Origin of the sequence: Rathayibacter sp. VKM Ac-2856 (genome assembly GCF_013205055.1) — a bacterium.
GTDB lineage: Bacteria > Actinomycetota > Actinomycetes > Actinomycetales > Microbacteriaceae > Rathayibacter.
In genome coordinates this window covers 535,017-558,910 of record NZ_JABMLF010000002.1, presented here as the reverse complement: position 1 = coordinate 558,910, position 23,894 = coordinate 535,017, and the positions used below count along the sequence as shown (strand labels likewise).

Genomic DNA, 23,894 nt, shown 5'->3' with positions numbered 1-23,894 from the left:
GGCTACTCGACCAGCATGCAGGGGGGTGGTCGATCGGCGTGGAGGGGGCTACTCGACCAGCATGCAGGGGGGTGGTCGTTCGGCGTGGAGGGGGCTACTCGGCCGCGCGGGCTCGGGCCTTGAGGGTGGCGATGACGGCGGTCTTGGCGTCGGAGTAGGCGTTCATGTCGTGCCAGGGGCGCTGCATCAGGGCGCGCTTCGTGGACTCGTAGAGGGCGCGGTCGGCGGGGTCGCGGCGGAGGTGGTCGCGGAGGAGGAGGTACTCGTCGATCGCCGGGTCGCCGCGGCCGTAGAGGTGCACGTGCACGTCGCGCTCGGGGGTGCGGACGAGGCGGTGACCGGGCTCGCGCACCCGCAGCAGGTAGCCGGCGGCGAGCAGCGGGGCGACGTGGTCCTCCTCGGCGGTGATGTCGGGGACCGCGACGACGACGTCGACGATCGGCTTCGCGGCGAGTCCGGGCACCGCGGTGGAGCCGATGTGCTCGATCGCGACGTCCAGGCCCGCGAGAGCGTCCGTGATCCGCCGCTCGTGCTCGCGGAAGACGCTCGGCCAGCCGGCGTCGTACTCCCGCAGCCCGACCGTGAGCGGCTCGGCGCCGCCGATGATCTCGACGGCGGTGACGTCCGGTCGGCGGGGGTGCTCGGTGCGGGGCATGACGGCATCCTCGCATCGCCTCGGCGCGTGATCGCGAGGGGCGAACGCCGGGGGCAAGGGCTTGCAGCCGGTCGGCGGGAGGGATTGTCTGGAGGCAGGAGAGAGAGGTGTCACCATGACGCAGACCTTCCCCGCGTGGTTGCGGGACCAGGAGAAGAGGGACGACGAGGTCGGCGAGCTCGCACAGACCTACGCCGGCCGCGGCGACCTGCCGGAGCACGGCGGACGCGCCATCTACGACGGCTACTTCGCGAGCGAGCCCGCCACGGCGCAGGCCTCGCTCGAGCGGGCCTGGATGGAGTTCGAGGCGCACCCCGAGCCGTCCGCCACCTCGGACGAGCCGGAGGGACTTCGATGAGCGACCAGAGCCCGAGCCCCGTCCAGGACCCGGACGACCAGTCCGACAAGCCCTCGCAGGCCGAGGGCGAGGATCCCCGCGACACCCCGGTCGAGGTGCTGCCCGCCGAGGGCAAGCCGTCGAAGGCCGAGGGCTGATCCGGAGGGATCGGATCGAAGGGGCGCTCCCGGTGACGGGGGCGCCCCTTCGTGCGTTCTGCGGGGATCTCGATACGCCCTCTGCGAGGGCTACTCGATCAGCATGAGCGGGCGGGCCTCTTCGATCAGCATGATGTGGGCTGGCCTGCTCGACGAGCATGAGGCGGGCGGGTGAGTACGCAGAAGTTGCGGTACTCGCGGGTGACTACCGCAACTTTTGAGGAGTGGGTGGGTGCGCGGGCGGCCGGGCGGTCAGCGGCCGGCGGCGGCCATCAGCTCCTGGGCCTCGGGGCTCTCGGGGTACTGGGCGAGGACGCGCTCGAGGTCGCGGCGGGCGGGGGCGCGGCGGCCGTCGGCGAGGTGGGTGCTGGCGCGCTCGAACAGGGCCTCGATCCGCAGCTCGACGGGGCGGGCGCTGGTGACGTTGGGGCGGACGACGCGGTCGAAGGCCTCGAGGGCGCTCTCGATCAGGCCGAGCTCGCGGAGGGCGACCCCGCGGCGGATGAGGACCGCGGCGGACGGGGCGTCGACGTTGACGACCGGGGCCGAGAACTGCGCCATGTCGCTCCAGCGGCGGCGCGACGAGTAGAGCGAGGCGAGGGTCGAGGCGGCGAGCGTCGACGGCGGCAGGGTCTCGACGGCGGCGGTCGCTCCGGCCGGATCGTCCGCGGCGGCGAGCTCGGCGAAGAGCAGGCGGAGCGTCGTCGCCGTCAGCGGCACGTCGATGTCGAGCCCGGCGCTCAGCGGCAGGTGGGCCGTCAGTGTGATCCCGTAGCGGCGGAGGAACGGGTCGGCGGCCGGGTCGTAGCGCATCCGCACCAGCCAGCCCGCCAGGCGGAGGGCGCGGTCGTCCTCGCGGCGGGCGAGGGCGTCGCGGACGAGCTCGACGACGGCCGCGATCTTCGAGCCCTCGGGGGAGGCGGCGGTCGCCTCGTGCAGCTCGGCGGCGGGGGCGCCGGCGCGGATGAGCCGGATGAGCGGCGCCTCCCACGGCTGCGCCAGCGGCGAGGGTTTCACGAGGCCCGGGCCGCTCGGCATCGACAGGGCGGCGGAGAGGCGGGAGCGGTCGCGGGAGCGGCTCAGCGCGGGCCCGACGACGGGGTGCAGGCGCGCACCCGCGAGGACCCGTAGATCCCCCGCGGTCCGGAAACCGATCCCCACTGCTGTCCCTCCCCGGCTGGGGGAGGCCCGTCATCCCCCAGGCCCTAGTTTACGGGGTTCTGCGGGCCCCTTCCCCCCGAAAGGGGCCCGCACCGGCGTCGGGGATCGTCGGAGCGCCGACGCCGAGGGGCGGAGGGCTCCGCCCCAGCCTGCTCAGACCGCGGTCAGCCGCGAGCCGTCCGCGGCGCTGCGCTCGACGGCGTCCAGCACCTGCTGCACCTGCAGCGCGTCGGCGAAGGACGGCCGGGGCTGGACGCCCTCCGCGATCGCCGTGACCAGGTCGACGACCTGGTGGCTGAAGACGTGCTCGTAGCCGAGCCCGTGCCCGGTCGGCCACCACGCGGCGGCGTAGGGGTGCACGGGCTCCGTCACCTGGATGGTGCGGAAGCCCTGGGCGTCCTCGGGGTCGCGGCCGTCGTAGTACTCGAGCTCGTTGAGGCGCTCGAAGTCGAAGGCGATCGAGCCGGTCTCGCCGTTGATCTCGATCCGGTTGGCGTTGCGGCGGCCGAGCGCGAGGCGCGTGGACTCGAAGACACCGAGGGCGCCTCCGCTGAGCGTCGCCGTGAACAGCGCGGCGTCGTCGACCGTCACCGGGCCGCGCGGGGCGCCCTCCTCGGCGCGACCGCCGAGCCCCGCCTGCGCGGAGAGGACCGGGCGCTCGGTGACGAAGGTGCGCAGCATCGCCGAGACGCCGTCGATGCTCTGGCCGGTCAGCCACTGGGCGGTGTCGATGCTGTGCGCGCCGATGTCGCCGAGGGCGCCGGAGCCGGCCTTCTCCTTGTCGAGGCGCCAGGTCAGCGGACCCTCGGAGTCGCTCAACCAGTCCTGCAGGTACTGCGCGCGGACGTGGCGGATCTCGCCGAGCCGGCCCTCCTCGATGAAGCGCTTCGCGAGGGCGAGCGCGGGGGTGCGGCGATAGCTGAAGCCGCACATCGCGAGACCGGTCGCGGCGGCGGCCGCGTCCGTCATCGTCTGCGCCTCGGGGACGGAGCGGGCCAGCGGCTTCTCGCAGAGGACGTGCTTGCCCGCCTCGAGCGCGGCGATCGCGATCTCGGCGTGCTGGTCGCCCGGGGTGCAGATGTCGATCAGGTCGATGTCGTCGCGGGCGATCACCGCGCGCCAGTCGATCGACGACTCGGCGGCTCCGAAGTTCTCGGCGGCGGCGTGCGCGCGGCTCTCGTCGCGGCCGACGACCACGGCGAGCTCGGGCTGCAGCGGCAGGTCGAAGAAGCGCGGTGCGGTCCGCCAGGCCTGGGCGTGGGCGCGGCCCATGAAGGCGTGGCCGATCATCGCCACGCGGAGGGGTGCTGTCATCGGGGTCTCCTCGGAGGATCGCGACGGCCGCGACCGGGAGGGGTCGCGGCCGTCGCGGGGTGGAACGGTCGGGTCGGGGTCGGACGGTGACGGGGCCGGACGGAGTCAGGCGCCGACGGGCTCGCCGACCGGCTCGCCGGCGGCCGTCCGCAGCGGGAGCAGCTCGGGGCGCTCCGCCGTGGTCTCGATCTCGACGACCGCCTTCTCGGCGGCCGAGCGCAGGATCGCATCCATGATCTCGAGGACGTGCAGGGCGAGGCGGCCCGAGGCGCGGTGCGGCCGGTCCTCCTCGATCGCCTCGGCGATGTCCGCGAGCCCGACGCCGCGACCGGTGTCGACCACTCCGGCCGAGTCGGGCACGACGCGCCAGTCCTCGTCGCGCACGGCGACCTCGACGGCGTCCGAGAACATGTTCGGATCCGGGACCGAGATGGTGCCCTCCGTGCCGTAGATCTCGAACTTCGGCGCGCGCGAGCGCCAGATCTCGAAGCTGACGGTGACGGTCGAGGTGACTCCGCTCTCGTGCTCGAGCAGCGCGCTGATGTGCGTGTCGATCGAGACGGGGATCGGCGTCCCGGCGCGCGGGCCGGACTCGATGGTGCGCGGGCGGTCGGAGCGGGTCGCGAGTCCGGTGACCCGGACGACGGGGCCGAAGAAGTGCACCAGCGCGGTCAGGTAGTACGGGCCCATGTCGAGCAGCGGGCCGCCGCCGGGCTGGTAGTAGAACTCGGGCGCCGGGTGCCAGCGCTCGTGACCGGGCGCCGCCCAGTGCACCTGTGCGGCGATCGGCGTGCCGATCACTCCCGAGTCGAGCGTCTGCCGCGCGGTCTGCACGCCGGTGCCGAGCACGGTGTCGGGCGCGCTGCCGAAGCGCAGGCCCAGCTCCTCGGCCAGGTCGAGCATGGGCGCCGCCTCGGCCGGGTTCAGTCCCAGCGGCTTCTCCGCGAAGACGTGCTTGCCGGCCTTCAGCGCGCGCGTGCCGATCTCGACGTGCGCGGCGGGGATGGTCAGGTTGAGCACCGCATCGACCTCGGGGTCGGCGATCAGGTCGTCGACCGAGAGCGCGCGGACGCCGTGCTCGTCGGCGACCTCCTGCGCGCGGGCGGTGTTGAGATCCGCGACCGCGACCAGGCGCAGGCCGGGGAAGGTCGGGAGGTTGGCGAGGTACTGCTCGCTGATCTTCCCGACTCCGATGATGCCGACTCTCAGCGGGAGGCCCACAGAAGTCCCCTCTCGATGATGGTGCGGACGTTGGCGTCCTGGAGGATCTCGACGCGGTGGCCCGGCGTCGAGACGAAGATGCGGCCGGCGCCCCAGAGGCGGGTCCAGACGGCGGGGGAGGTGACCGGGCGGTGCCACGGGTCCCACTCGCGGACGGCCTGGGTCGTGGTGGCGAGGACGTCGTTGAGGTCGTCGTGCAGCACCCAGTACTGCTCGGTGGTGAGCTCGAAGTCGGAGAGGCCCTGCGTGATCGGGTGGTCGGCGGCGAGGGCCGTCAGCTCGATCGTGTGCGGGACGTAGTTGTCCGACTGCTCGCCGGTGCGCTCGTCGGGGTGCTTGCCCGGGTGCGAGGCGAACTGGCCGCCGATCAGCTGGAGGTAGTCGGAGTTGTTGCGGTAGGAGTCGGCGATGCCGCCGTGCCAGCCGGCCAGGCCGGTGCCGCGCTCGACGGCGGCGCGCAGGCCCAGGAACTCGGGCCACTCGATCGAGGTCATCGTGTTGGACTGCACGATCAGGTCGACGGTGCGCAGGTAGTCCTCGTCGGCGTAGACGGCGGTGGACTCCTCGACGCGCACGTCGAAGCCGTTCTCGGTGAGGAAGGGGAGGAACAGCTCGGTCGCCTCGACGGGCTGGTGGCCGTCCCAGCCGCCGCGGACGACGAGCGCCCTCTTGGCGGGAGTGGTCGGGGGGAGGTCGGTCATCGGTGTCCTCGGGGTGCTCGGCGGATCGCTCCGCGGTTCGTCGTCGAACGGTACTTGCGCAACTTCTCGGCTGTCGCGGCCCGCGTTCTTCCAGTCTGCACCCGGCGAGGGTCGCGGGCAAGGCGCTGTCGCGGGCTGCGGCCGCCGATCTAGTCCGGCGGGTTTCGCAACTCGATCTGCCCTACAGTGGGGGCATGGACGACACCGGTGCCGCTCCCCGGCCGACGATGGCGCGCATCGCCGAGCGTGCGGCGACGAGCGTGCCGACGGTCTCGAAGGTGCTCAGCGGCGGCACCGACGTGTCGGAGGCGACCCGCCTGCGGGTGATGGAGGCGGCGCACGAGCTCGGCTACCGGCGCCGCCCGCGGCTGCGTCCGCCCGTCGACGACCCGCACGTCGCGCACATCGTCGACGTCGTCGTCGGCCATCTCGGCGGCAGCTGGATCGGACCGGTCCTCGGCGGGATCGAGGAGGAGGCCGCGACGGCCGGCGTCGACCTCGTGCTCACGCGGGCGCGGCCCGACGGGGAGTGGGTCAACCGTCTCCTGCGGCGCTCGTCGCTCGGCGCGATCGTCGTCCTCGTGGACGTGACGGCCGCGCAGCTGCACCTGCTCACCACCGCGGAGCTGCCGGTGGTGATCGTGGATCCGATCATCCGACCGCCCGCGGACGTCGCGAGCATCGGCGCGACCAACTGGGACGGCGGCAGGATGGCGGCCGAGCACCTGCTCGGGCTCGGCCACACCCGCATCGGCGTGATCGCCGGGGCGAAGGGGCAGCTCTACAGCAGCGCGCGGCTGGACGGCTTCAGCACGGCGCTGCGTGACGCCGGGGTGCCGCTGCCGCGCGAGCGCGTGGTCTACGGCGACTGGAGTCGCGACCGCGCCCGGGCCGCCGCCGAGGCGATGCTGGCGGAGGGGGAGCGGCCGACGGCGTTCTTCGCCTTCTCGGACATCATGGCGCTCGGCGTCTACGAGGCCGCGGACCAGGCCGGTCTGCGCATCCCGGACGACCTCAGCGTGATCGGCTTCGACGACGTGCAGGAGTCGGCGTGGGCGACCCCGCCGATGACGACGATCCAGCAGCCCATCGCCGAGATGGGCGCCGCCGCCTTCCGGATGCTGCACCAGGCGCACCGCGCGGCCCGGCCGCTCTCCTCGAGCGCGACCCGCCTCGAGCTCGAAACGCGCCTGATCGAGCGCGCCTCTGTAGCCGCGCCGCGCTGACGCGGCGCTGAGTCGCCCGAGAAGGTGCGTTCTCGGGGTGGGGAACGAGCCTTCTCGGGCGACTCGGGGCGGCGATCCGCGCTCGGCGATCGGGGCGCGTAGAATATGTGCTTGACGACATATTGCGGAGGTGCGCTGGTGACGGAGAGCTCGACCGCGGTTCGCTCCGCTCGCGCCAGCCGTGGCTTCACCCAGCAGCATCTGGCGGAGCTGACGGACGTCGATCAGGCTCGGATCTCGCGCATCGAGAACGGCCGGGACGCGGACTTCAGCACGGTGCAGCGCGTCCTGGCGGGCGCGGGGCATCGGCTCTACGCGCTGCCCCTCCAGCGGGACGACGCCGCGTCCGTTGCCGTCGAGATCCGCGAGCGACTCCGAGCGGAGGATCGGGAACGGGCCCTGCGGGCCCTTCTGCAGCTCAACGACAACCTCGTCGCTGAGCACGGGCTCCTCCGAGGTGTCCTGGGGCTGGCGGAGCCCGAGCCCACGCGGAGCCGAGCATGGGACGCGGCGATCGCAGCGCTCGTCGCCTGGCGCCTGAGCGAGGAGGGGCTGCCGCTCCCGACCTGGGTGGCCCGGCCCGAGCGCTACCTTCCTGTCGCCGTCGTCCTCGAGATCGACCCCGCGGACCCGGCACCGCCCGAGTCGGAGGTGCCCGAGGAGTTCCTCCGACGTGGCGTCCACGTCTGGCGCGACACCTTCGCGAGTGTGTGACCGTGGCCGTCTCGCTCGACCGCGACGACATCATCGCGGGTCTCGCGGAACTCGTCGCTGAGCTCCATCAGCTGCGGGAGACGGCGGGCATCCGGCTCGTCGGCGGGGCTGCCCTCGCCCTCCGCTACTTCGACAGGGGCACGACGCAGGATCTGGACTCCCTGCACGTGAGGCCCGGAAGCGATGACGTCGTTGCGGGGGCGGCTGCGAAGGTGGCCCGCAGACACGGCTGGAACGACGACTGGCTGAACTTCGCTGTGGAGCAGACCGGCTCGGTGCCGACTCTCGGCGAGCGGGTCGTCCGGTGGGAGACGGTGTACGACCGTGCGGGCGTGGCGATCCAGATCGCCTCCGCGGACGCTCTTCTCGCGATGAAGCTTCGCGCGCATCGACCCGGTCGCGATACCAACGACATCCGCCAGCTTCTGAGCCTCTGCGAGATCGGAACCCTGGAGGGCGCCGAAGAGCTGTTCGAGAGCTTCTACCCCGGCGATTCGCTCGCGGACCGGGCTGTCGCGATCCTGACGCGGATCCTCGAGGCGGGGCTGCCGGAGAAGCCGCCCTCGCCGGGGCCGATCCTCCTCTGAGGGCCGGAAGCGCGCCGGGTCGCCTGAGAAGATGCGTTCTCGGGGTGAGGAACGTGCCTTCTCGGGCGACTCGGGGCGGGCGATGTCGCGTGCCGGACGACGGGTCTGCAGGCTCGAGGTTCGGAGGGCGGTGGGTCTCGATACGCCCCTGCGGGGCTGCTCGACCAGCATGTTGTCCCTCCGGGGCTGCTCGACCAGCATGGTCGGGCGCTGGCGCGTTCGCGCGCGCGCGGGGCCGCGGCGGTGAGTCGCCCGAGAAGGTGCGTTCTCGGGGCGGGGAACGAGCCTTCTCGGGCGACTCGACGTGCCGGGGGGCTAGAGGGCGCCCTGGGTGGGGGTGCCGGCGGGGATCGGGGTCAGGCGGGTGACGACGGGGGGTGCGGCGACGAGGCCCTCGATGGCGGCGTTCAGGCGGACGACGGGCTCGCCGGCGGCGTGGGCGTCGAGGGCCGCGGCGCTGGTCCACTTCTCGAGCATGACGATCGTGCCGTCGGGGGAGTCGTGGATCGCGTAGAGCTCGCAGCCCTCCTCCTCGTGCACCTCCGCGATGGCGGGGGTGAGGGCGGCGACGAGGGCGTCGCGCTTGCCCTCGGCGGGGGTGAAGATCGCGGTGACGACGACGGGGTCGGACATGGCAGTGCCTTTCGTGAGGGGTGGGGCGGAGTCAGTGCCGCGCCGGGGCGGCGCAGCTGGAGCGGATGACGAGGTCGGCCTGGACCTCGATGTGCTGGGGGGCGTCGGGGATGCGGCCCTGCATCCGGGCGAGGACCAGGTCGACGCTGTGCCGGGCGAGCATGTCGATCGGCTGCCGGACGACGCTGAGCGGCGGGGTGACGAGCTCGCTCCACGGGTTGTCGTCGAAGACGACGACGGAGAGCGCCTCCGGGATCGCGACGCCGAGCTGGAACAGGCGGTGCACGGCGCTGCGCACCTGCGCGGTGTTGGCGACGACGAGCGCGGTCGGCGGCTCCGGCAGGGCGAGCAGCGCGGCGACGGCCTCGCCGCCGACGTCGCCGCGGAACGGGACCTCGCGGATCAGCGTGCCGTCGACCGGCAGGCCGGCGGCGGTGAGCGCGGAGCGGTAGCCGGCGACGCGCGCCTGGCCGGTCGAGGTGCGCAGCGGCCCGGAGATGATCGCGATCCGGGAGTGGCCGAGCGCGATCAGGTGGTCGGTCGCGCGGGCGGCGGAGGAGGAGTTGCCGATGCTGACGACGTCGACGTCGTCGAGACCGGGGGTGGTGCGGTCGACGAAGACCACGTCGATCCCGGCCCGGCGCAGCCGCGACCACTTCTCGAGGTTCTCGCCGGACGGGGTCGCGATGATGCCGCCGACCGACCGGTCGAGCAGGCTGGTGAGCGACTCGCCCTCGACGTGGGAGTCCTCCTGGGTCGTCACCAGGAGCACCTGGGCGCCGCGGGCGCGCGCCTCCCAGACGACGCTGTCGGCCAGGCGGGCGAAGAACGGGTTCGTCAGATCCGGCAGCACCAGGCCGATGGAGAGGGTCTGGCCGTGGCTGAGCTCGCGGGCGGCGGCGCGCGGGCGGAAGCCGAGCTGCTCGATCGCCTCGACGACGCGGCGCCGGGTGTCGACCGCGACCGGGCCCGTGCCGTCGTTGAGCACGCGCGACACCACGGAGACCGAGACGCCGGCGCTGCGGGCGACGTCGCGGATCGTGGGTGCTTTCTGCACGGTTCCTCCCCAGCTGTCGGGCAATCGTATCGGCGCGCGACCGGGTCGCCGCGCTGGCCGTTGACACACTCTAGAGCGTGATGGTACAAAACTGGTACCGGTTCCACTGGACCCGGCGAGCAGCACTTCCGCACCGAAGACTGCGCACGACGACGACGTCCTCCGCCCCTCGAGGCGGCCCTCTGCGTCCGTGCGCCACCGGACCAGAGAGGCCACCGTGAACCTGTACAAACTCCTCGGCGATCGCGAACGAGAGGGCCGCCCGATCCGCATCGGGCTGATCGGCGCCGGCCGCTACGGCACCATGTACCTCTCCCAGGCGCGCAACATCCCCGGCGTGCACGTGGTCGCCATCGCCGACGTCAACGTCGCCCGGGCCCGCGGCGCCTTCGAGCTGGTCGACTGGCCGGCCGAGGCGATGGCCGCGGACATCCCCGAGGCGCTGGCGAACCGGACGACCGCCATCGTCGACAACGCCGCCGTCCTCTTCGAGCACGACATCGACGTCATCGTCGAGGCGACCGGCAACCCGATCGTCGGCGTGCACCACGCGCTGCGGGCGATCGAGACCGGCAAGCACATCATCATGGTCACCGTCGAGGCCGACGCCCTGGCCGGCCCCGCGCTGGCCAAGCGCGCGGAGAAGGCGGGCGTCGTCTACTCGATGGCCTACGGCGACCAGCCGGCCCTGATCATGGAGCTCGTCGACTGGGCCCGCACCAGCGGCTTCGACGTCGTCTGCGCCGGCAAGGGCGCCAAGTACCTCGAGCACTACCACCAGATGAACCCCGACAACGTCTGGGAGAACTGGGAGTTCAGCAAGGAGCTGACCGATTCCGGACAGCTCAACCCCTACATGCACACCTCGTTCCGCGACGGCACGAAGGCCGCGATCGAGATGGCCGCGGTCGCCAACGCGGCGGGCCTCGTGCCCTCCGACTCCGGGCTGACCTTCACGCCGGGCGACGTCGAGGAGATCGCGACGATCAGCCGGCCGAGCGCGATCGGCGGCGCGCTCGATCATGAGGGCACGGTCGACGTGATGTCGAGCGTCAACCGCGACGGCTCGCTCATCCCGCACAACACGCAGGAGGGTGTCTACGTCGTCGTCAAGGCGACCAACCCCTACGTGTCCACCTGCTTCGACGAGTACCCGTGGCACCCGGACCCGACCAAGCAGTACGCGGCGCTCTACCGGCCGTACCACTACGTCGGCCTCGAGCTGAACGTCTCGATCGCCAACGCGGCACTGCGCGGCATCTCGACCGGGCACCCCGACGGCTTCTACGGCGACGTCGTCGCGACCGCGAAGAAGGACCTCACGGCCGGCGAGTTCCTCGACGGCGAGGGCGGCTTCACCGTCTACGGCAAGCTCGTCTCCGCGAAGCACTCGGTCGCCATCGGGGCGCTCCCCGTGGCCCTCGCCCACCACGTCGAGCTGCGCCACGACATCGCGCAGGGCGCGACGGTCGGCTGGGACGACGTGATCATCGACGAGTCGCTCGCCGAGGCGCTCGAGCTGCGCCGCGAGACCGAGGCGCTGCTCGCCTCCTGAGCCCCGGGCCGGGCGCACCGCCGCCCGGCCCGCTCCGCACCACCCCGGTCGACCCGCACCACCCCGCACCACCCGCCAGCCCCGCACCACCCCGCCAGACCCGCACCACCCGCCCCACCTTCCGATGACGAAAGGCCCCCTCCCATGTCCTTCCCCACTCGCGCCACCGGCGCCGCCCTCGCCGGGCTCGCCTCCCTGACGCTCCTCGTCGGCTGCTCGGCCTCGCCCGACGGCGACGGCGACGGCGATGCGGCCGGCGGCTCCGGCTCCGGCGCCGACATCGTGTCGCTCGTCGACGCCTCCGCGCAGACCCCCGTCGACGAGGTCGTCGCCTCGCTCGGCGACCCGACCGTGCCCGAGGGCGCCAAGCTCTGCTACATCACCCGCACGCTCTCGAACGAGTTCTGGGGCTTCGAGCGCGACGGCTTCGAGAACCGCGCGAAGGAGCTCGGCGTCGACTACCAGACCTTCGACGTGACCGACGAGTCCTCGATCACCGAGCAGCTCGACAAGGCCAAGAGCGCGATGAACCAGGGCTGCTCCGCGATCCTCGCCTCGCCCATCTCGGCGACCGGCCTCGACTCGATCTTCGAGTCCGCCCTCGCCGACGGCATCCCCGCGGTCGTGCTGAACGACGCGAAGAGCGAGGTCCCCGGAGTCGTCTACGTCGGCCCGGACGCGACCACCATCGGCGCCACGGCCGCCGACTACATCGCGGACCTGCTGCCGGACGGCGGCCAGGTGGCGATGATCGAGGGCGACCCCGGCTCCTCCAACGCCATCAACCGCGGCGACGGCTTCACCGCCGCGCTCGCGACGCACGAGAACCTCGAGCTGGTCGCCTCGCAGACCGCCTCGTGGGATCAGACGAAGGCGCAGGAGATCGCGACCACGATGCTCACCGCGAACCCCGACATCAAGGCCTTCTACTCGCAGAACGACGGCATGGCGCTCGGCGTCCAGGCCGCGATCGACGCGAAGGGCCTGACCGGGAAGGTGATCCTCGTCGGCACGGACGGCATCCCGCAGGCCAAGAAGCAGATCCTGGCCGGCGACTACACCGCGACCGTCAGCGAGCTGCCGACGACCGAGGGCGCGACCGGCGTGGACGCCGCGCTCTGGCTGCTGGCCGGCGAGGAGGTCCCCGGCTGGATCGATGTGCCCGCCTTCATCATCGACAGCAGCAACGTGGCGGACTACGAGACCGGGATGCCGTGATCGGCGGCTGACCGGCTCCCCTCCACAGGGTCCCTCCACCAGGCCCTTCCCCATCGGGCCCCTCTTCCACCAGGAAAGAAGACGGAACATGGCCGAGCATCTGCTCGAGGTCCGCGGAATCGCGAAGTCGTTCCCGGGCGTCCGCGCCCTGGACGGCGTGAGCTTCACCCTCGACCGCGGCGAGATCCGCACGCTCGCGGGCGAGAACGGCGCGGGGAAGAGCACCCTGCTCAACATCCTCGGCGGCGCCCTCCGCCCGGACCGCGGCTCGATCACCATCGACGGCGTGCGGCGGATGGAGTACACCTCGCGCCAGGCCCTCGCGGAGGGGGTCCGCATCGCGCACCAGGAGCCGGCCATCGTGCCCCAGCTCACGGTGATGCAGAACCTGCTCCTCGGGCGGACGCGCCGCCAGCGCGCGTCCGCCCAGGACGACATCGACCAGGCGCTCCAGGACGTCCACCGGATGGGCTTCCCGATGGAGGCGCGGACGCCGGTCGCCCGGCTCAGCCCGGCGCAGCGGCACGCGCTCACCATCGCGCGGGCCTTCGCCTTCGGCGCGAAGATCGTCGCCCTCGACGAGCCGACCACGAGCATGCTCGAGCACAACGTCGAGGGCGTCCTCACCCGGGTGCGCGAGATCGCGCACGGCCGGGGCGTGGGCGTGATCTACGTCTCGCACAAGATGCCGGAGGTGATGCGCGTCTCCGACACGGTCGTCGTGCTCCGCGACGGCCGGCCCGCGTACGACGCGCCGATCGGCGAGACGTCCTCGGAGGACATCGTGCGCCGGATGGTGGGGCGCGAGCTGCTCTCCTTCGAGCGGCGGCACCCCGTCGCGGCCGACGCCGAGGTGCACTTCGAGGCCACCGGTGTGACGCACCCGAGCGGGGTCGGACCGGAGTCGATCCGGGTGCGGCGCGGCGAGGTCGTCGGCATCGCCGGCCTGGTCGGCTCGGGCCGCACCGAGTTCCTCCGCGCGCTGATCCGCGCCGACGAGGGCACCGAGGGGACGGTCCGGCTCGCCGGCCGCTCGCTCAGGATCCGCTCGCCGCGGGACAGCCGCGACGCCGGGATCGCCTTCATCCCCGAGGACCGCAAGCACCAGGGCCTCGTCCTGCAGACCCCGGCCTACGCGAACGTCGCCCTCACCTCCGACCGCCAGCTCAACGGCTTCGGCCCCTTCGTCAGCAGGAAGCGGCAGATCGCGACGGCGGAGGAGATGGGCCGGCGGATGTCGCTGCGCCCGGCCGACGTCCGGCTGAACGCCCGCCAGTTCTCCGGCGGCAACCAGCAGAAGATCGTGATCGCGAAGTGGATCTGGCTCGGCGCGAGCGTCTTCCTCTTCGACGAGCCGACCAAGGGCGTCGACGTCGGCGGCAAGGTCGAGATCTACGAGCTCATCGATCAGCTGGCCTCCGAGGGGCACGCCGTGATCGTCGTCTCGAGCGACCTGCCCGAGATCATCTCCCTCAGCGACCGGGTCCTCGTCATGAGGGCGGGCCGCTTCGTCTCCGAGCACGTCGGCGACGACATCACCGAGCACAGCATCGTGGCGAACGCCATGGGCGTCGCGAAAGGAATCTCATGACCTCCCCCGAGACCGGGGGCGTCGCCACGCCGCCCCGCCGCTCCTTCAACCTCCAGGCCTTCGGCATCTACCTCGCCGCGGTCGTCCTCTTCGTCGTCCTCGGCGTCCTGAACCCCAACTTCCTCACGCTCGGCAACCTCCGCGACGTCGCGGTGTCGGCGAGCGTGAACGCGATCATCGGCATCGGGCTGACCTTCGTCATCATCACCGGCGGCATCGACCTCGCCGTCGGCGCGATGGCCAGCTTCGTCGGCATCGTCAGCGCCTCCCTGCTGGTCAACGGCGGCGTCCCCCCGCTGCTCGGACTCGCGGCCGGCATCGTCCTCGGCCTCGTCTGCGGCGGGATCAACGGGCTGCTCGTCACGAAGCTGAACCTGCCGCCCTTCATCGCGACGCTCGGCACGATGAGCGTCTTCCAGGGTGGCGCCTACGTCGCGACGAACGGCAAGCCGGTCTACGACGTGCCGAAGGAGTTCATCCTGCTGCTGAACAGCTACGTCGGCGGCGTGCCCGTCGTCGTGCTGATCGTCGCGGTCGTCGGCGTCGCCGCCTGGCTGCTGCTGCGCAAGACGGTCTTCGGTCAGAACGTGATCGCGGTCGGCGGCAGCGAGGAGACCGCCTGGCTCTCGGGCGTGCGGGTGCACCGGGTGAAGATCGCTGTGTACTGCATCTCGGGCGGCCTGTCGGCGCTGGCCGGGCTGGTCATCGTCGCCCGGATCAACGCGGCTCAGCCGGACGCGGGCAGCCCGTACCAGCTGACCGCCATCGCGGCCGCGGTGATCGGCGGCGCGAACCTGATGGGCGGCGAGGGCCGCATCGCGGGCACCCTCGTCGGCGCGCTGATCCTCGGTGCGCTCACCAACGGCCTGGTGCTGCTGAACGTGCCGAGCTTCTACGAGCAGATCGTGACCGGACTCGTCGTCCTCATCGCGGTCACGCTCGACCAGGGCAGCAAGGGCTGGCCGATGCTCTCGCGGGGGAAGAGGAAGCAGCGCGAGGACGTCGCCGCGCCGCCCACGGAGTCGACGCCCTCGGTGCGCGCGTGACGGCGCCGCGGAGCGCGACGGCGCCGCTGACGACGCTCGACGGAGCCCGCGTCCTCGTGACGGGCGGCTGCGGACTGATCGGGCGGCCCACGGTCGCGGCGCTGCAGGCGGAGGGGGCGGTCGTCACCGTCCTCGACCGGGTCGCGTCGACGGCCGGGGTGCGCTCGATCGTCGGGGACGTCCTCGATCCGGCGGTGCTGGCGGAGGCGCTCGCCGGGCAGGACGCGGTGGTGCACCTCGGCGGATACGCCGGGCTGGGCATGGCCGACGCGGTCGAGACCTACCGGGTGAACGCGGTGGGCAGCTTCGCGGTGCTCGCCGCGGCCGCCGCGGCCGGTGTCCGGAAGGCGGTCTACGCCTCCAGCATCAACGCCAACGGCTACCCGCTCGGCGCCGAGCAGGTGCTGCCGCCGGTGTACCCGTACTCGGAGGACGCGGAGCCGCGGATCTCGGACGAATACTCGCTCTCCAAGCTCGCGACCGAGGACGCCGCGCGGATGGCGCACGCGACCTGGGGGCTGAGCGTCACCGGGCTGCGCTTCCCGCTGGTGCGCGACATCGGGGTGGACGGCGGCCGCGTGTTCGGCGCGCACCTCCGCGCCGCGATGGTCGCCGATCCGCGACGCCAGGCGGCGGAGGGCTGGAGCTACCTCGACGCGGCCGACTCCGCGCGGGCGGTGCTCGCGGCGCTGCTGCACGAGACGCCGCCGGCGCCGGGGATCCTGGTCGCGGCTCCGCTCACCTATCTGCGCGGGAGCACCGCGGACGCGCTCGATGCGGTCGCGCCGGACGTGCCGCGCGGACGGCTCGAGGGGCGCGCGGTCGGGCTCGATCTGACCCGCTCGCGCGAGCTGCTCGGCTTCGAGGCGCGGGTGCTGCTGGACGACGTGGCGCCGCACGAGCTCGTGGAGGTCGCGGCGGGGGAGAGCGGGGCCGGCGCGTGAGCCTCTCGCTGCTCGGCCTCGGCCCGATGGGCGCCCCGATGGCGCGGAACCTGCTCGCGGGCGGGGAGCTGACGGTGTGGAACCGGACGGCGTCGCGGTCCGCTGCGTTCGCCGAGCTCGGCGCCGTCGTCGCGCCGACCCCCGCGGCCGCGGCCGCCGAGATCGTGCTGACCGTGCTGCCGGACCTCGTGCAGGTGGAGTCGCTGCTCGAGGGCGGCGACGGCCTGCTCGAGGGCTGGCGCGCGGCCGGGACCGTCGATCCGGTGCTGGTCGTGCACGGCACCGTCTCGCCGATCGCGGTCGCGGACCTCGCTCGCCGGCTCGCCGACGAGCACGGCGTGCAGGTGGTCGACGCCCCGCTCAGCGGCGGCACGGTCGGCGCCCGCGACGCGACGCTCAGCATCATGGTCGGCGGGGCGGAGGAGGCGGTCGCCCGCGTCCTCCCCGTGCTCGCGCGGCTCGGCCGCACGGTCCGCCACCTCGGGTCGAGCGGCGCCGGCGCCACGGCCAAGCTCTGCAACCAGATCGTCGTCGCCGGCACCGTTGCCGTGGTGTCGGAGGCGCTGCTGCTCGCGCGCCGCGCCGGCCTCGATCCGGCGACCGTCGTCGAGCTGCTGCAGGGCGGACTGGCGCGCACCGCCGTCCTGGAGCAGAAGAGCGGCAAGTGGCTCGACGAGGACTTCGCCGAGGGCGGCAGCGCGCGCAACCAGCTGAAGGACCTGCGCTTCGTCGCCGAGTCGGCCGCGGCGGAGGGCGTCGGCCTGCCGACGACGGCCGCGGTGACCGCCCTGTTCGAGAGGATGATCGCCGAGGGCGACGGCGATCTCGACCACACGGGCGTGTACCGCACGCTCGCCGGCCGCCCGGAGGAGCCGCATGCCTGACCTCGTCGTCATCGACGCGCACCACCACCTGACCGACCTCCGCCGGTCGTACCCGTGGCTGGAGGGGCCGGCCGAGCCGTTCCGCTACCACGGCGACGACCGGCCGCTCCGGCGCTCCTACAGCGTCGACGACTACCGCGCCGACGCCCGCGACGTGACGCTGCTCGCTTCCGTTCACGTCGAGAACGGCGCCGCCGACGCGCTCGCCGAGACGGCGTGGATCGACGCCCTCGCCCGGGAGAGCACGGTGCCGACGGTCCACGTCGCGCACGTGTCGCTGCTGGATCCGGAGGCGCCGCGGCTGCTGGAGGAGCACGCCGCCTTCGCGGTCACCCGCGGCGTCCGCGACATCCTCAACTGGCACCCGGACCCCGTGTACAGCCATCGCGAGCGGGGCGACGTGATGGGCGATCCGGTCTGGCGAGCGGGCTTCGCCCGGCTGGAGGGGCTGGGGCTCTCGTTCGATCTGCAGGTCTTCCCGTCGCAGCTGGCCGAGGCGGCGGCGCTCGCCGCCGACTTCCCCGGGACGGCGTTCGTGCTCGATCACCTGGGCATGCCGATCGGGCGCGATCCGGAGTCGGTCGCCGAGTGGCGCGCGGGCCTCACGGCGGTCGCCGCCCGGGAGAACACGGTCGTGAAGATCTCGGCGCTCGGCACCAACGACCACTCCTGGACCCGCGCGTCGATCGCGCCGTTCGTGCTCGAGACGCTCGAGATCTTCGGGCCGGAGCGCGCGATGATCGGCAGCAACTTCCCGGTGGACGGGCTCTACAGCTCCTTCACCGAGCTGTACTCCGCGTTCGACGCGCTGACGGCGCAGCTCTCGCCGAGCGAGCGGCTCGCGGTCTTCGCGGGGACGGCCGACCGCTTCTACCGGATGGGCGTGGAGCTGCCGCCGCCGGTGGAGTGACGCGGCCGGGTCCGCGCGGGCGGGGTGGATCTCGATACGCGCCCTGCGGGCGCTACTCGATCAGCATGCTTCTGGCTGGGGGCAGGCGTGCATGCTGGTCGAGCAGCCGCGGAGCGGCGTATCGAGACCCGGCGTCTGCACGGAGTGGAGTGATGCGGCCGGGTCCGCGGGCGCGTCGCGTCGCGGTCGCCTCTCGACCCGTCGGCGGGCGCGGGCCTACAGTGGCTGCGACGGCGGTCCGAGACGCCCCCGGACGCAGCCGTCCCCGAGCAGAGGGAAGCCATGTCCTCGACCGCCGACCCCGGATCGGTCCCCGCCTCCGGCACTCCGGAGCCGGGCGCCGCGAGCCTGCGCACCTTCGGCTGGATCCTCGCGAACACCGCCGTCGCGAACGTCACGACGAGCTACCTCTGGTTCGCGCTGACCTTCTGGGTCTACCTCGAGACGCGGTCGGTGCTCGCGACCGGCGTCGTCGGCGGCGCGTACATGCTGCTCGTCGCGGTCTTCGCGATGGCCTTCGGCACGATCGTGGACCGCCACCGCAAGCACCGGGTGATGGTGGTCGCGGGCGCGGTGACGCTGGTGGCCTTCGGCGCCGCGGGCGCGCTGTACCTGGTGCTGCCGGAGTCGACGCTGCTGGACTTCGGCGGGCCCTGGTTCTGGGTCTTCTCCGGGACGATCCTCGTCGGCGCGGTCGTCGAGAACATGCGGAACATCGCGCTCTCGACCACCGTGACGCTGCTGGTGCCGGTGGAGCGCCACGCGAACGCGAACGGCCTGGTCGGCACCGTGCAGGGGCTCGCCTTCGTGGTGACGAGCGTGTTCAGCGGGCTGTCGATCGGGCTGCTCGGCATGGGCTGGACGATGCTGATCGCGATCGTCCTGTCCGCCGCGGCGCTCCTGCACCTGCTCGCCCTGCGCATCGACGAGGCGCGGCCCGAGTCCGCGGGGACGCGGGCGCCGCTGATCGACCTGCGCGGCAGCGTCACCGCGGTGCGGGCGGCGACGGGGCTGTTCGCGCTGATCGTCTTCTCGACCTTCAACAACCTGATCGGCGGCGTGTATCTGGCGCTGATGGATCCGTACGGGCTCGAGCTGTTCCCGGTGGAGCTGTGGGGGGTCGTCCTCGGGGTGACCGCGACGGGCTTCATCATCGGCGGGCTGCTGGTGGCGAAGCTCGGACTCGGGCGGAACCCGATCCGGACGATGCTGCTGCTGGTGATGGCGATGGGGCTGATCGGGGCGGTGTTCACGCTCCGCGACTGGTGGTGGCTGTACGCCGGGGGGATCTGGGTCTACATGACGCTGATCCCGGCGGTCGAGGCGGCGGAGCAGACGGTGGTGCAGAAGGTCGTGCCGTTCGAGACGCAGGGGCGCGTCTTCGGCTTCGCGGCGGCGCTGGAGTCGGCGGCGGCGCCGGTCACGGCGTTCCTCATCGCGCCGATCGCCGAGTTCGCGCTGATCCCGTACATGGAGTCGCCGGCCGGGCGGTCGGCCTACGGCTGGCTGCTCGGCGACGGCGTCGGGCGCGGGATCGCCCTCGTCTTCCTGATCGGCGGGGCCGTGATGATCGTCGCGGCCGGCGCGGCGATGCTCACGCGCTCGTACCGCACGATCTCGGCGCAGTACCTGCGTGCGGAGGCGCCGGCGGAGGCCGGAGCGGCGCACAACGTCAGCTGAGAAGGGGGTCCCTCCTCCGACAGGGGAGGGCGGGTGCTCTCAGCTGACGTTGTGCGGCGAGTGTCCCCGCAGAACATCAGCCGGGAGTCGATCTCATCGCCGATCGCGGTCGAGAGGCGCTCTCGGCTGATGTTGTGCCGCCGGTGGCGGTGGGTGCGGCGGCCCTGCCGGACGAGCAGCGGCGCAGCCGTGTATCGAGACCGGTACCTGCCGGCAGCCGGCAGCGAGAGCCGGCCTAACCGTTGCCGGGCTGCGCCTTCCGAGCACCTCGGCTCACGAGAGGTGGCACCTCGAGGGTCGGGACGGCTCGTTTCATGAAGCGGTCGAAGTCGGGGACGGTAAAGGCGGCGTACCCGTGCTGCGGTGTGAAGAGGAGCCCCATCTCGATCAGCTCAGCGCGGGTGGGTCCCAGCTGCTGCGACGACCTCTCGAGGAGTGCGGCGACATCGCCCGCCTTCTGCGGTTCCGGCCCCAGCTCCGCCATGGCGCGCATGTAGGCGGTCTGCAGAGGCGTGGCCCGATCGAGCCGGACGCGGAAGAAGGAGCTGTCGAGCTTGGCCTCGTAGGCGTCCCGCGCGAGTTGGACGTCCTCCGCGTGGATTCGGCCGTTCTCTGCGACCGTCCAGACCTGGTAGCCCAGCTCCTGCAGGAAGTACGGGTAGCCGCTCGTGATCGCGACGGCGAGCTCGACCGCGTCGTCGTCCCAGACGGCCCCCTCAGCGGCGGCCGGCTCGCGGAGAGCCGCAGCGGCGTCGTCGTGGTCGAGCGAGTCGATGCGAGGGAACTTGAAGAGCCGTTCCGCGTACGACTTGGCGTCTCCGACGAGCTCGGCGATCTGCGGCAGGCCGGCGCCGACGAAGGTGACGGGCAGGCTGCGCTGCACCGTCTTGTGGATCGCTTGGATGAGCGCTTCGAGCTGCGATGAATCGAGGAACTGCACCTCGTCGATCAGCAGTACGATGCCCTCGCCCTGTTCTCCCGCTGCTTCCCCGACCGCGACGAGGACGTCGGTGAGGTCGAGGCCGAGATCGCTGTGATCGGCGAGTCCTTCCGCGGGCGGCACGTCCCAGCCGATGGACCATGCGCCGTCACCTCCGACCGAGATCGCGAACGCACTCAGGACGGACGCGGCATGCCGACCTCGCTCGGTCCATCGAGCGCGTGGCGAGAGCCGCAGAAGAGCCGCCTTCAGCTGAGAGGCGATGACCTGGCGGAAGCGACCCTCGCCGTGCTTCACGGCCTCGAACTCGATGACCTCCCACTTCTCCTGCAGGGCGATCGAGCGGAAGCTGTTGAGGAGGACCGTCTTGCCCACCCCTCGCAGCCCCGTGATGATCATCGACTGATCGGTCCGGCCGCGTCGCAGGCGGCGGAGGAGGGTGCGGAACGCCTCGGTCTGCTCGTCGCGGCCGATCAGGATCTCGGGCCTCGCACCCGCATTCGGGGTGAACGGATTGTCGACGGCGTCCATGGCGCGATTTTAGGAGAGTTAGAGCGTTTTATCCAGATCTCCTAAAACACTCTAACTTTCCTAACACGGCGGTGCTGACTGGGGAACGGGTCCCCGGGTGGCGGTGCGGCGCCCCTGCTGGTCGAGTAGCGGCGGAGCCGCGTATTGAGACCCGGCGTGTGCAGGCGGGTGGATCTCGATGCGCCCGCGGGGCGGGCTGCTCGATCAGCATGAGCGGGGCGCGCCCAGCGGGCGGGCCTCGGCGGTCAGGGGGTGGGGGCCGACGTCGAGTCGCGGACGATGAGGGTGGAGGCGAGGCGGACGGTCGGGGTGTCGACCGGGTCGCCGGCGGCGAGCTTGAGGAGGAGGCGGGTGGCCTCCGAGGCCATGGCGGCGAGGGGCTGGCGGACGGTGGTCAGCTGTGGGCTGACCCAGCGGCAGAGGTCGACGTCGTCGAAGCCGACGACGGAGAGGTCCTCGGGGACGCGGAGGCCGCGGTCGCGGGCCGCCAGGTAGACGCCGTACGCCTGCTCGTCGGAGCCGCTGATGATCGCGGTGGGGCGCTCGGGCAGGTCGAGCAGCTCGCCGCCGAAGCGCTCGCCGCCGCTGATCAGCGAGTCGCCGTGGCGGACGAGGTCCTTCAGCGGCTCCACGCCGGCGCGGCCGAGCGCGCTGGTGTAGCCGTCGAGGCGGTCCTGGTGGCACTCCAGCTCCATCGGCCCCGTGACGAAGCCGATCCGCCGGTGCCCGAGCGCGAGCAGGTGCTCGGTCGCCTCGCGGCCGCCGACCCAGTCGGTCGCGGACACGGTCGCGAACGACTCCGTGTCGCTGCCCTGCGGGTCGATCGCGACGACCGGGACCTTGAGCGTCGCGAGCCGCGCCCGCGCCTCGGCGGTGAGGTCCGACACCACGAGCACGATGCCGTCCGAGCCGCGGGAGGCGATGCGGTCGATCCAGTCGGGCGCACCGGTCGCGCCGTCGTGGGTGACGTTGAGCACCAGGTCGACGCCGGCGCGGGAGGCCTCCGCCTGGGCGCCGCGGAGCAGCTCCGTCGCCCACTGCGTCTCGAGGCTGGAGACGACGAAGTCGATCAGCGTCGCGGATCGCTTGGCCTTGCGTCGCGCATAGCCGTGGTCCTCGATCAGGCGCTCGATCTCGTGCCGCTTCGGGGCCGAGATGCCGGGCTTGCCGTTCAGGACGCGGGAGACCGTCGGGATCGAGACACCGGCCGCCTCCGCTATTTGCGCGAGAGTTGCGCCGGATTCGGTCATGCGCCTCCGCCTTCCTGCTCAGCTCCCGAGGTCTTGACCTCTCGGTCTTCGCCACTTTACACTGCAACTCGTGCGCAACTTGCGCAGTAAGTTGCAAGCAAGTTTTGCGAGTCGCCCGAGGAGGCGGCGTCGCACCCTCGATCCACAGACACCCCGCGACGACGCGGGGCGAAGGAGTAGCGCGATGTCGAAGAAGACGTTCGGTTGGCCGAGGAGGGCCGCGCTCGTCGCGGCCGGTGTGCTGGCGGTGTCGCTCACCGCCTGCAGCGGCGGCGGGGGAGGCGCCTCGAGCGACCCCGGCTCCGCCACCGAGGGCTCGATCACCTGGTGGGGCTGGACCCCGGACAAGCCGCTCGCGGACAAGCTGATCGCCTCGTTCAACGAGGAGTACCCGGACATCGAGGTGGAGTTCGTCTCGAAGCCGATCGACAGCTACGACTCCGTGCTCGGCCCGGCCATCACCTCGGCCGACGGCCCGGACGTGTTCAACGTCGCACCCGGCTCGGCCAACGGCGGTGTCGAGACGTTCCAGGCGGGCGCCATCGACCTCGCCCCCGCCGTCGAGGAGGAGCTCGGCGCGGACTGGCAGGACAAGCTCGCCGCCTCGGGCGTCGAGGGCCTCGCCGTCGACGACAAGGTGGTCGGCCTCTCCGCCGGCGCCGTCTACTCCGGCAGCATCTGGGTCAACCAGGACATGCTCGACGAGGTCGGCGTGACCGCGCCCACCACCTACGACGAGTGGGTGCAGGTCTGCCAGGCCCTCGAGGCCGCCGGCAAGGGCTGCTTCGTCCAGGGCGCTGGCCAGTGGGCGTTCGACATGGACACCTTCGAGGCGATCATGCAGAACATCGAGCCCGGCGCCTACGCGAAGGCCTCCGTCGGCGAGATGGACTACACCGACCCCGCCTTCGAGCAGGGCATGGAGATCTGGAAGGGCCTGTTCGACGACGGGATCATGCAGGAGGGCGCGATCGGCCTGCAGCAGTACCCGGACGCCAACAACGCCTTCATGTCCGAGAAGTACGCGATGGTCATGATGGGCAGCTGGTACACCCAGTACACCGTGCGCGACGCGATGGTCACGGCGATGGAGGCGGCCGGCGTCTCGAACCCCGAGCCGTTCACCATGGTCCCGATCCAGTTCCCGGACGTCGCGGGCACCGGCAACGTCGGCGAGATGTTCGGTGACGCGGACTACGGCCTCGCCGTGAGCACCAAGTCCGACGCGCAGGCCGCGGCCACCACGTTCGCCGTCTGGCTGACCACCTCCGAGGCCGGGCAGACCGCCGTCGCGAACACGCTGAACGACATCCCGTCGCTGGCGGGGGTGCAGCCCGACTGGGACAGCATCGACCTCGTCGCCCCGGACGCGCATCTGGACGCCCTCAAGGAGTACACGGCGACGGCGAGCGCCGCGACCGACCCGCGCTTCGCGACGGTCAGCGCCGATCTCAACACCGCCTTCCGGGACGCGCTGATCGGCGTCGCCTCCGGGGACATGGACATCGACCAGGCCCTCCAGGGTCTGCAGTCCGTCTCGGACGACCAGAAGTAGGACCGAACCCCTGTGGCGGGCGGCCG

23 protein-coding genes are annotated in these 23,894 nt (G+C 72.2%); 14 read left to right on the top strand and 9 right to left on the bottom strand.

All coding sequences use genetic code 11. From position 1 onward, the window contains the following. Positions 1-94: 94 nt before the first annotated feature. Entirely contained in the window at positions 95-655 is a 561-nt protein-coding gene (locus tag HQQ82_RS09545) for a GrpB family protein (RefSeq protein ID WP_173232776.1), read from the bottom strand. A 115-nt stretch (positions 656-770) separates the two neighbouring features. Here HQQ82_RS09545 and HQQ82_RS09540 point away from each other — a divergent pair, with 115 nt between their 5' ends. Beyond that, entirely contained in the window at positions 771-1,013 is a 243-nt protein-coding gene (locus HQQ82_RS09540) for a hypothetical protein (RefSeq protein ID WP_173232775.1), read from the top strand. Then, a complete protein-coding gene (locus HQQ82_RS09535; protein ID WP_173232774.1) occupies positions 1,010-1,150 on the top strand; it encodes a hypothetical protein in 141 nt (46 codons plus the stop codon). Before HQQ82_RS09540 ends, HQQ82_RS09535 begins: the two co-directional genes overlap by 4 nt. Before the next feature lie 252 nt (positions 1,151-1,402). On the opposite strand, the gene HQQ82_RS20590 is transcribed toward HQQ82_RS09535, so the two are convergent. The 4 genes from HQQ82_RS20590 to HQQ82_RS09515 form a co-directional block, all read right to left on the bottom strand. Continuing rightward, a complete protein-coding gene (locus HQQ82_RS20590) occupies positions 1,403-2,311 on the bottom strand; it encodes a tetratricopeptide repeat protein (RefSeq protein WP_173232773.1) in 909 nt (302 codons plus the stop codon). 153 nt (positions 2,312-2,464) lie between these two features. Then, complete coding sequence (locus HQQ82_RS09525; protein WP_173232772.1) at positions 2,465-3,625, bottom strand: Gfo/Idh/MocA family protein; 1,161 nt, start codon at positions 3,623-3,625, stop codon at positions 2,465-2,467. 105 nt (positions 3,626-3,730) lie between these two features. Continuing rightward, the gene (locus tag HQQ82_RS09520) at positions 3,731-4,846 is read right to left on the bottom strand and encodes a Gfo/Idh/MocA family protein (RefSeq protein WP_173232771.1); all 1,116 of its coding nucleotides are present in this window, start codon (positions 4,844-4,846) and stop codon (positions 3,731-3,733) included. Further along, complete coding sequence (locus HQQ82_RS09515; protein ID WP_173232770.1) at positions 4,831-5,547, bottom strand: ThuA domain-containing protein; 717 nt, start codon at positions 5,545-5,547, stop codon at positions 4,831-4,833. The genes HQQ82_RS09520 and HQQ82_RS09515 overlap by 16 nt, the downstream gene beginning before the upstream one ends. A gap of 194 nt (positions 5,548-5,741) precedes the next feature. Between HQQ82_RS09515 and HQQ82_RS09510 the strand changes: the two genes are divergently transcribed. The 3 genes from HQQ82_RS09510 to HQQ82_RS09500 all read left to right on the top strand — a co-directional run bounded on the left by HQQ82_RS09510 (position 5,742) and on the right by HQQ82_RS09500 (position 8,074). Further along, entirely contained in the window at positions 5,742-6,773 is a 1,032-nt protein-coding gene (locus HQQ82_RS09510) for a LacI family DNA-binding transcriptional regulator (RefSeq protein ID WP_173232769.1), read from the top strand. Positions 6,774-6,884: 111 nt separating this feature from the next. Next, positions 6,885-7,487, top strand: coding sequence for a helix-turn-helix domain-containing protein (locus HQQ82_RS09505; RefSeq protein ID WP_173232768.1), 603 nt, complete (start codon positions 6,885-6,887; stop codon positions 7,485-7,487). Between the two features lie 2 nt (positions 7,488-7,489). Beyond that, on the top strand, positions 7,490-8,074 hold the full coding sequence (locus HQQ82_RS09500) for a DUF6036 family nucleotidyltransferase (RefSeq protein ID WP_173232767.1): 585 nt from the start codon (positions 7,490-7,492) through the stop codon (positions 8,072-8,074). Between the two features lie 315 nt (positions 8,075-8,389). On the opposite strand, the gene HQQ82_RS09495 is transcribed toward HQQ82_RS09500, so the two are convergent. Both HQQ82_RS09495 and HQQ82_RS09490 read right to left on the bottom strand, forming a co-directional pair. Further along, positions 8,390-8,707 (bottom strand): putative quinol monooxygenase, encoded by a 318-nt coding sequence (locus HQQ82_RS09495; RefSeq protein ID WP_173232766.1) that lies wholly within the window; start codon positions 8,705-8,707, stop codon positions 8,390-8,392. A gap of 31 nt (positions 8,708-8,738) precedes the next feature. Then, positions 8,739-9,764, bottom strand: coding sequence for a LacI family DNA-binding transcriptional regulator (locus tag HQQ82_RS09490; protein WP_173232765.1), 1,026 nt, complete (start codon positions 9,762-9,764; stop codon positions 8,739-8,741). 217 nt (positions 9,765-9,981) lie between these two features. Between HQQ82_RS09490 and HQQ82_RS09485 the strand changes: the two genes are divergently transcribed. The 8 genes from HQQ82_RS09485 (at position 9,982) to HQQ82_RS09450 (ending at position 19,592) form a co-directional block, all read left to right on the top strand. Beyond that, a complete protein-coding gene (locus HQQ82_RS09485) occupies positions 9,982-11,319 on the top strand; it encodes a Gfo/Idh/MocA family oxidoreductase (protein WP_173232764.1) in 1,338 nt (445 codons plus the stop codon). 144 nt (positions 11,320-11,463) lie between these two features. After that, entirely contained in the window at positions 11,464-12,537 is a 1,074-nt protein-coding gene (locus HQQ82_RS09480; protein WP_173232763.1) for a substrate-binding domain-containing protein, read from the top strand. A gap of 88 nt (positions 12,538-12,625) precedes the next feature. Then, a complete protein-coding gene (locus HQQ82_RS09475) occupies positions 12,626-14,128 on the top strand; it encodes a sugar ABC transporter ATP-binding protein (protein ID WP_173232762.1) in 1,503 nt (500 codons plus the stop codon). Further along, positions 14,125-15,174, top strand: coding sequence for an ABC transporter permease (locus HQQ82_RS09470; protein WP_173232761.1), 1,050 nt, complete (start codon positions 14,125-14,127; stop codon positions 15,172-15,174). The genes HQQ82_RS09475 and HQQ82_RS09470 overlap by 4 nt, the downstream gene beginning before the upstream one ends. Beyond that, on the top strand, positions 15,171-16,118 hold the full coding sequence (locus HQQ82_RS09465) for an NAD(P)-dependent oxidoreductase (protein ID WP_173232760.1): 948 nt from the start codon (positions 15,171-15,173) through the stop codon (positions 16,116-16,118). Before HQQ82_RS09470 ends, HQQ82_RS09465 begins: the two co-directional genes overlap by 4 nt. Beyond that, positions 16,115-17,002, top strand: coding sequence for an NAD(P)-dependent oxidoreductase (locus HQQ82_RS09460; RefSeq protein WP_367947896.1), 888 nt, complete (start codon positions 16,115-16,117; stop codon positions 17,000-17,002). Before HQQ82_RS09465 ends, HQQ82_RS09460 begins: the two co-directional genes overlap by 4 nt. After that, positions 16,995-17,912: an amidohydrolase gene (locus HQQ82_RS09455; protein WP_173232759.1), complete on the top strand. Its 918-nt coding sequence runs from the start codon at positions 16,995-16,997 to the stop codon at positions 17,910-17,912. Before HQQ82_RS09460 ends, HQQ82_RS09455 begins: the two co-directional genes overlap by 8 nt. Positions 17,913-18,194: 282 nt before the next feature. Continuing rightward, positions 18,195-19,592 carry an MFS transporter gene (locus tag HQQ82_RS09450; protein ID WP_301952434.1) on the top strand — a complete coding sequence of 466 codons (1,398 nt, stop codon included), beginning with the start codon at positions 18,195-18,197 and terminating at the stop codon, positions 19,590-19,592. Positions 19,593-19,827: 235 nt separating this feature from the next. Here the strand turns inward: HQQ82_RS09450 and HQQ82_RS09445 are convergent, their stop codons facing one another. Further along, on the bottom strand, positions 19,828-21,063 hold the full coding sequence (locus HQQ82_RS09445) for an AAA family ATPase (protein ID WP_173232758.1): 1,236 nt from the start codon (positions 21,061-21,063) through the stop codon (positions 19,828-19,830). 245 nt (positions 21,064-21,308) lie between these two features. Next, positions 21,309-22,313: a LacI family DNA-binding transcriptional regulator gene (locus HQQ82_RS09440; RefSeq protein WP_173232757.1), complete on the bottom strand. Its 1,005-nt coding sequence runs from the start codon at positions 22,311-22,313 to the stop codon at positions 21,309-21,311. Positions 22,314-22,497: 184 nt separating this feature from the next. On the opposite strand from HQQ82_RS09440, the gene HQQ82_RS09435 reads away from it, so the two are divergent. Then, entirely contained in the window at positions 22,498-23,868 is a 1,371-nt protein-coding gene (locus HQQ82_RS09435) for an ABC transporter substrate-binding protein (RefSeq protein WP_173232756.1), read from the top strand. Positions 23,869-23,894: the final 26 nt, after the last annotated feature.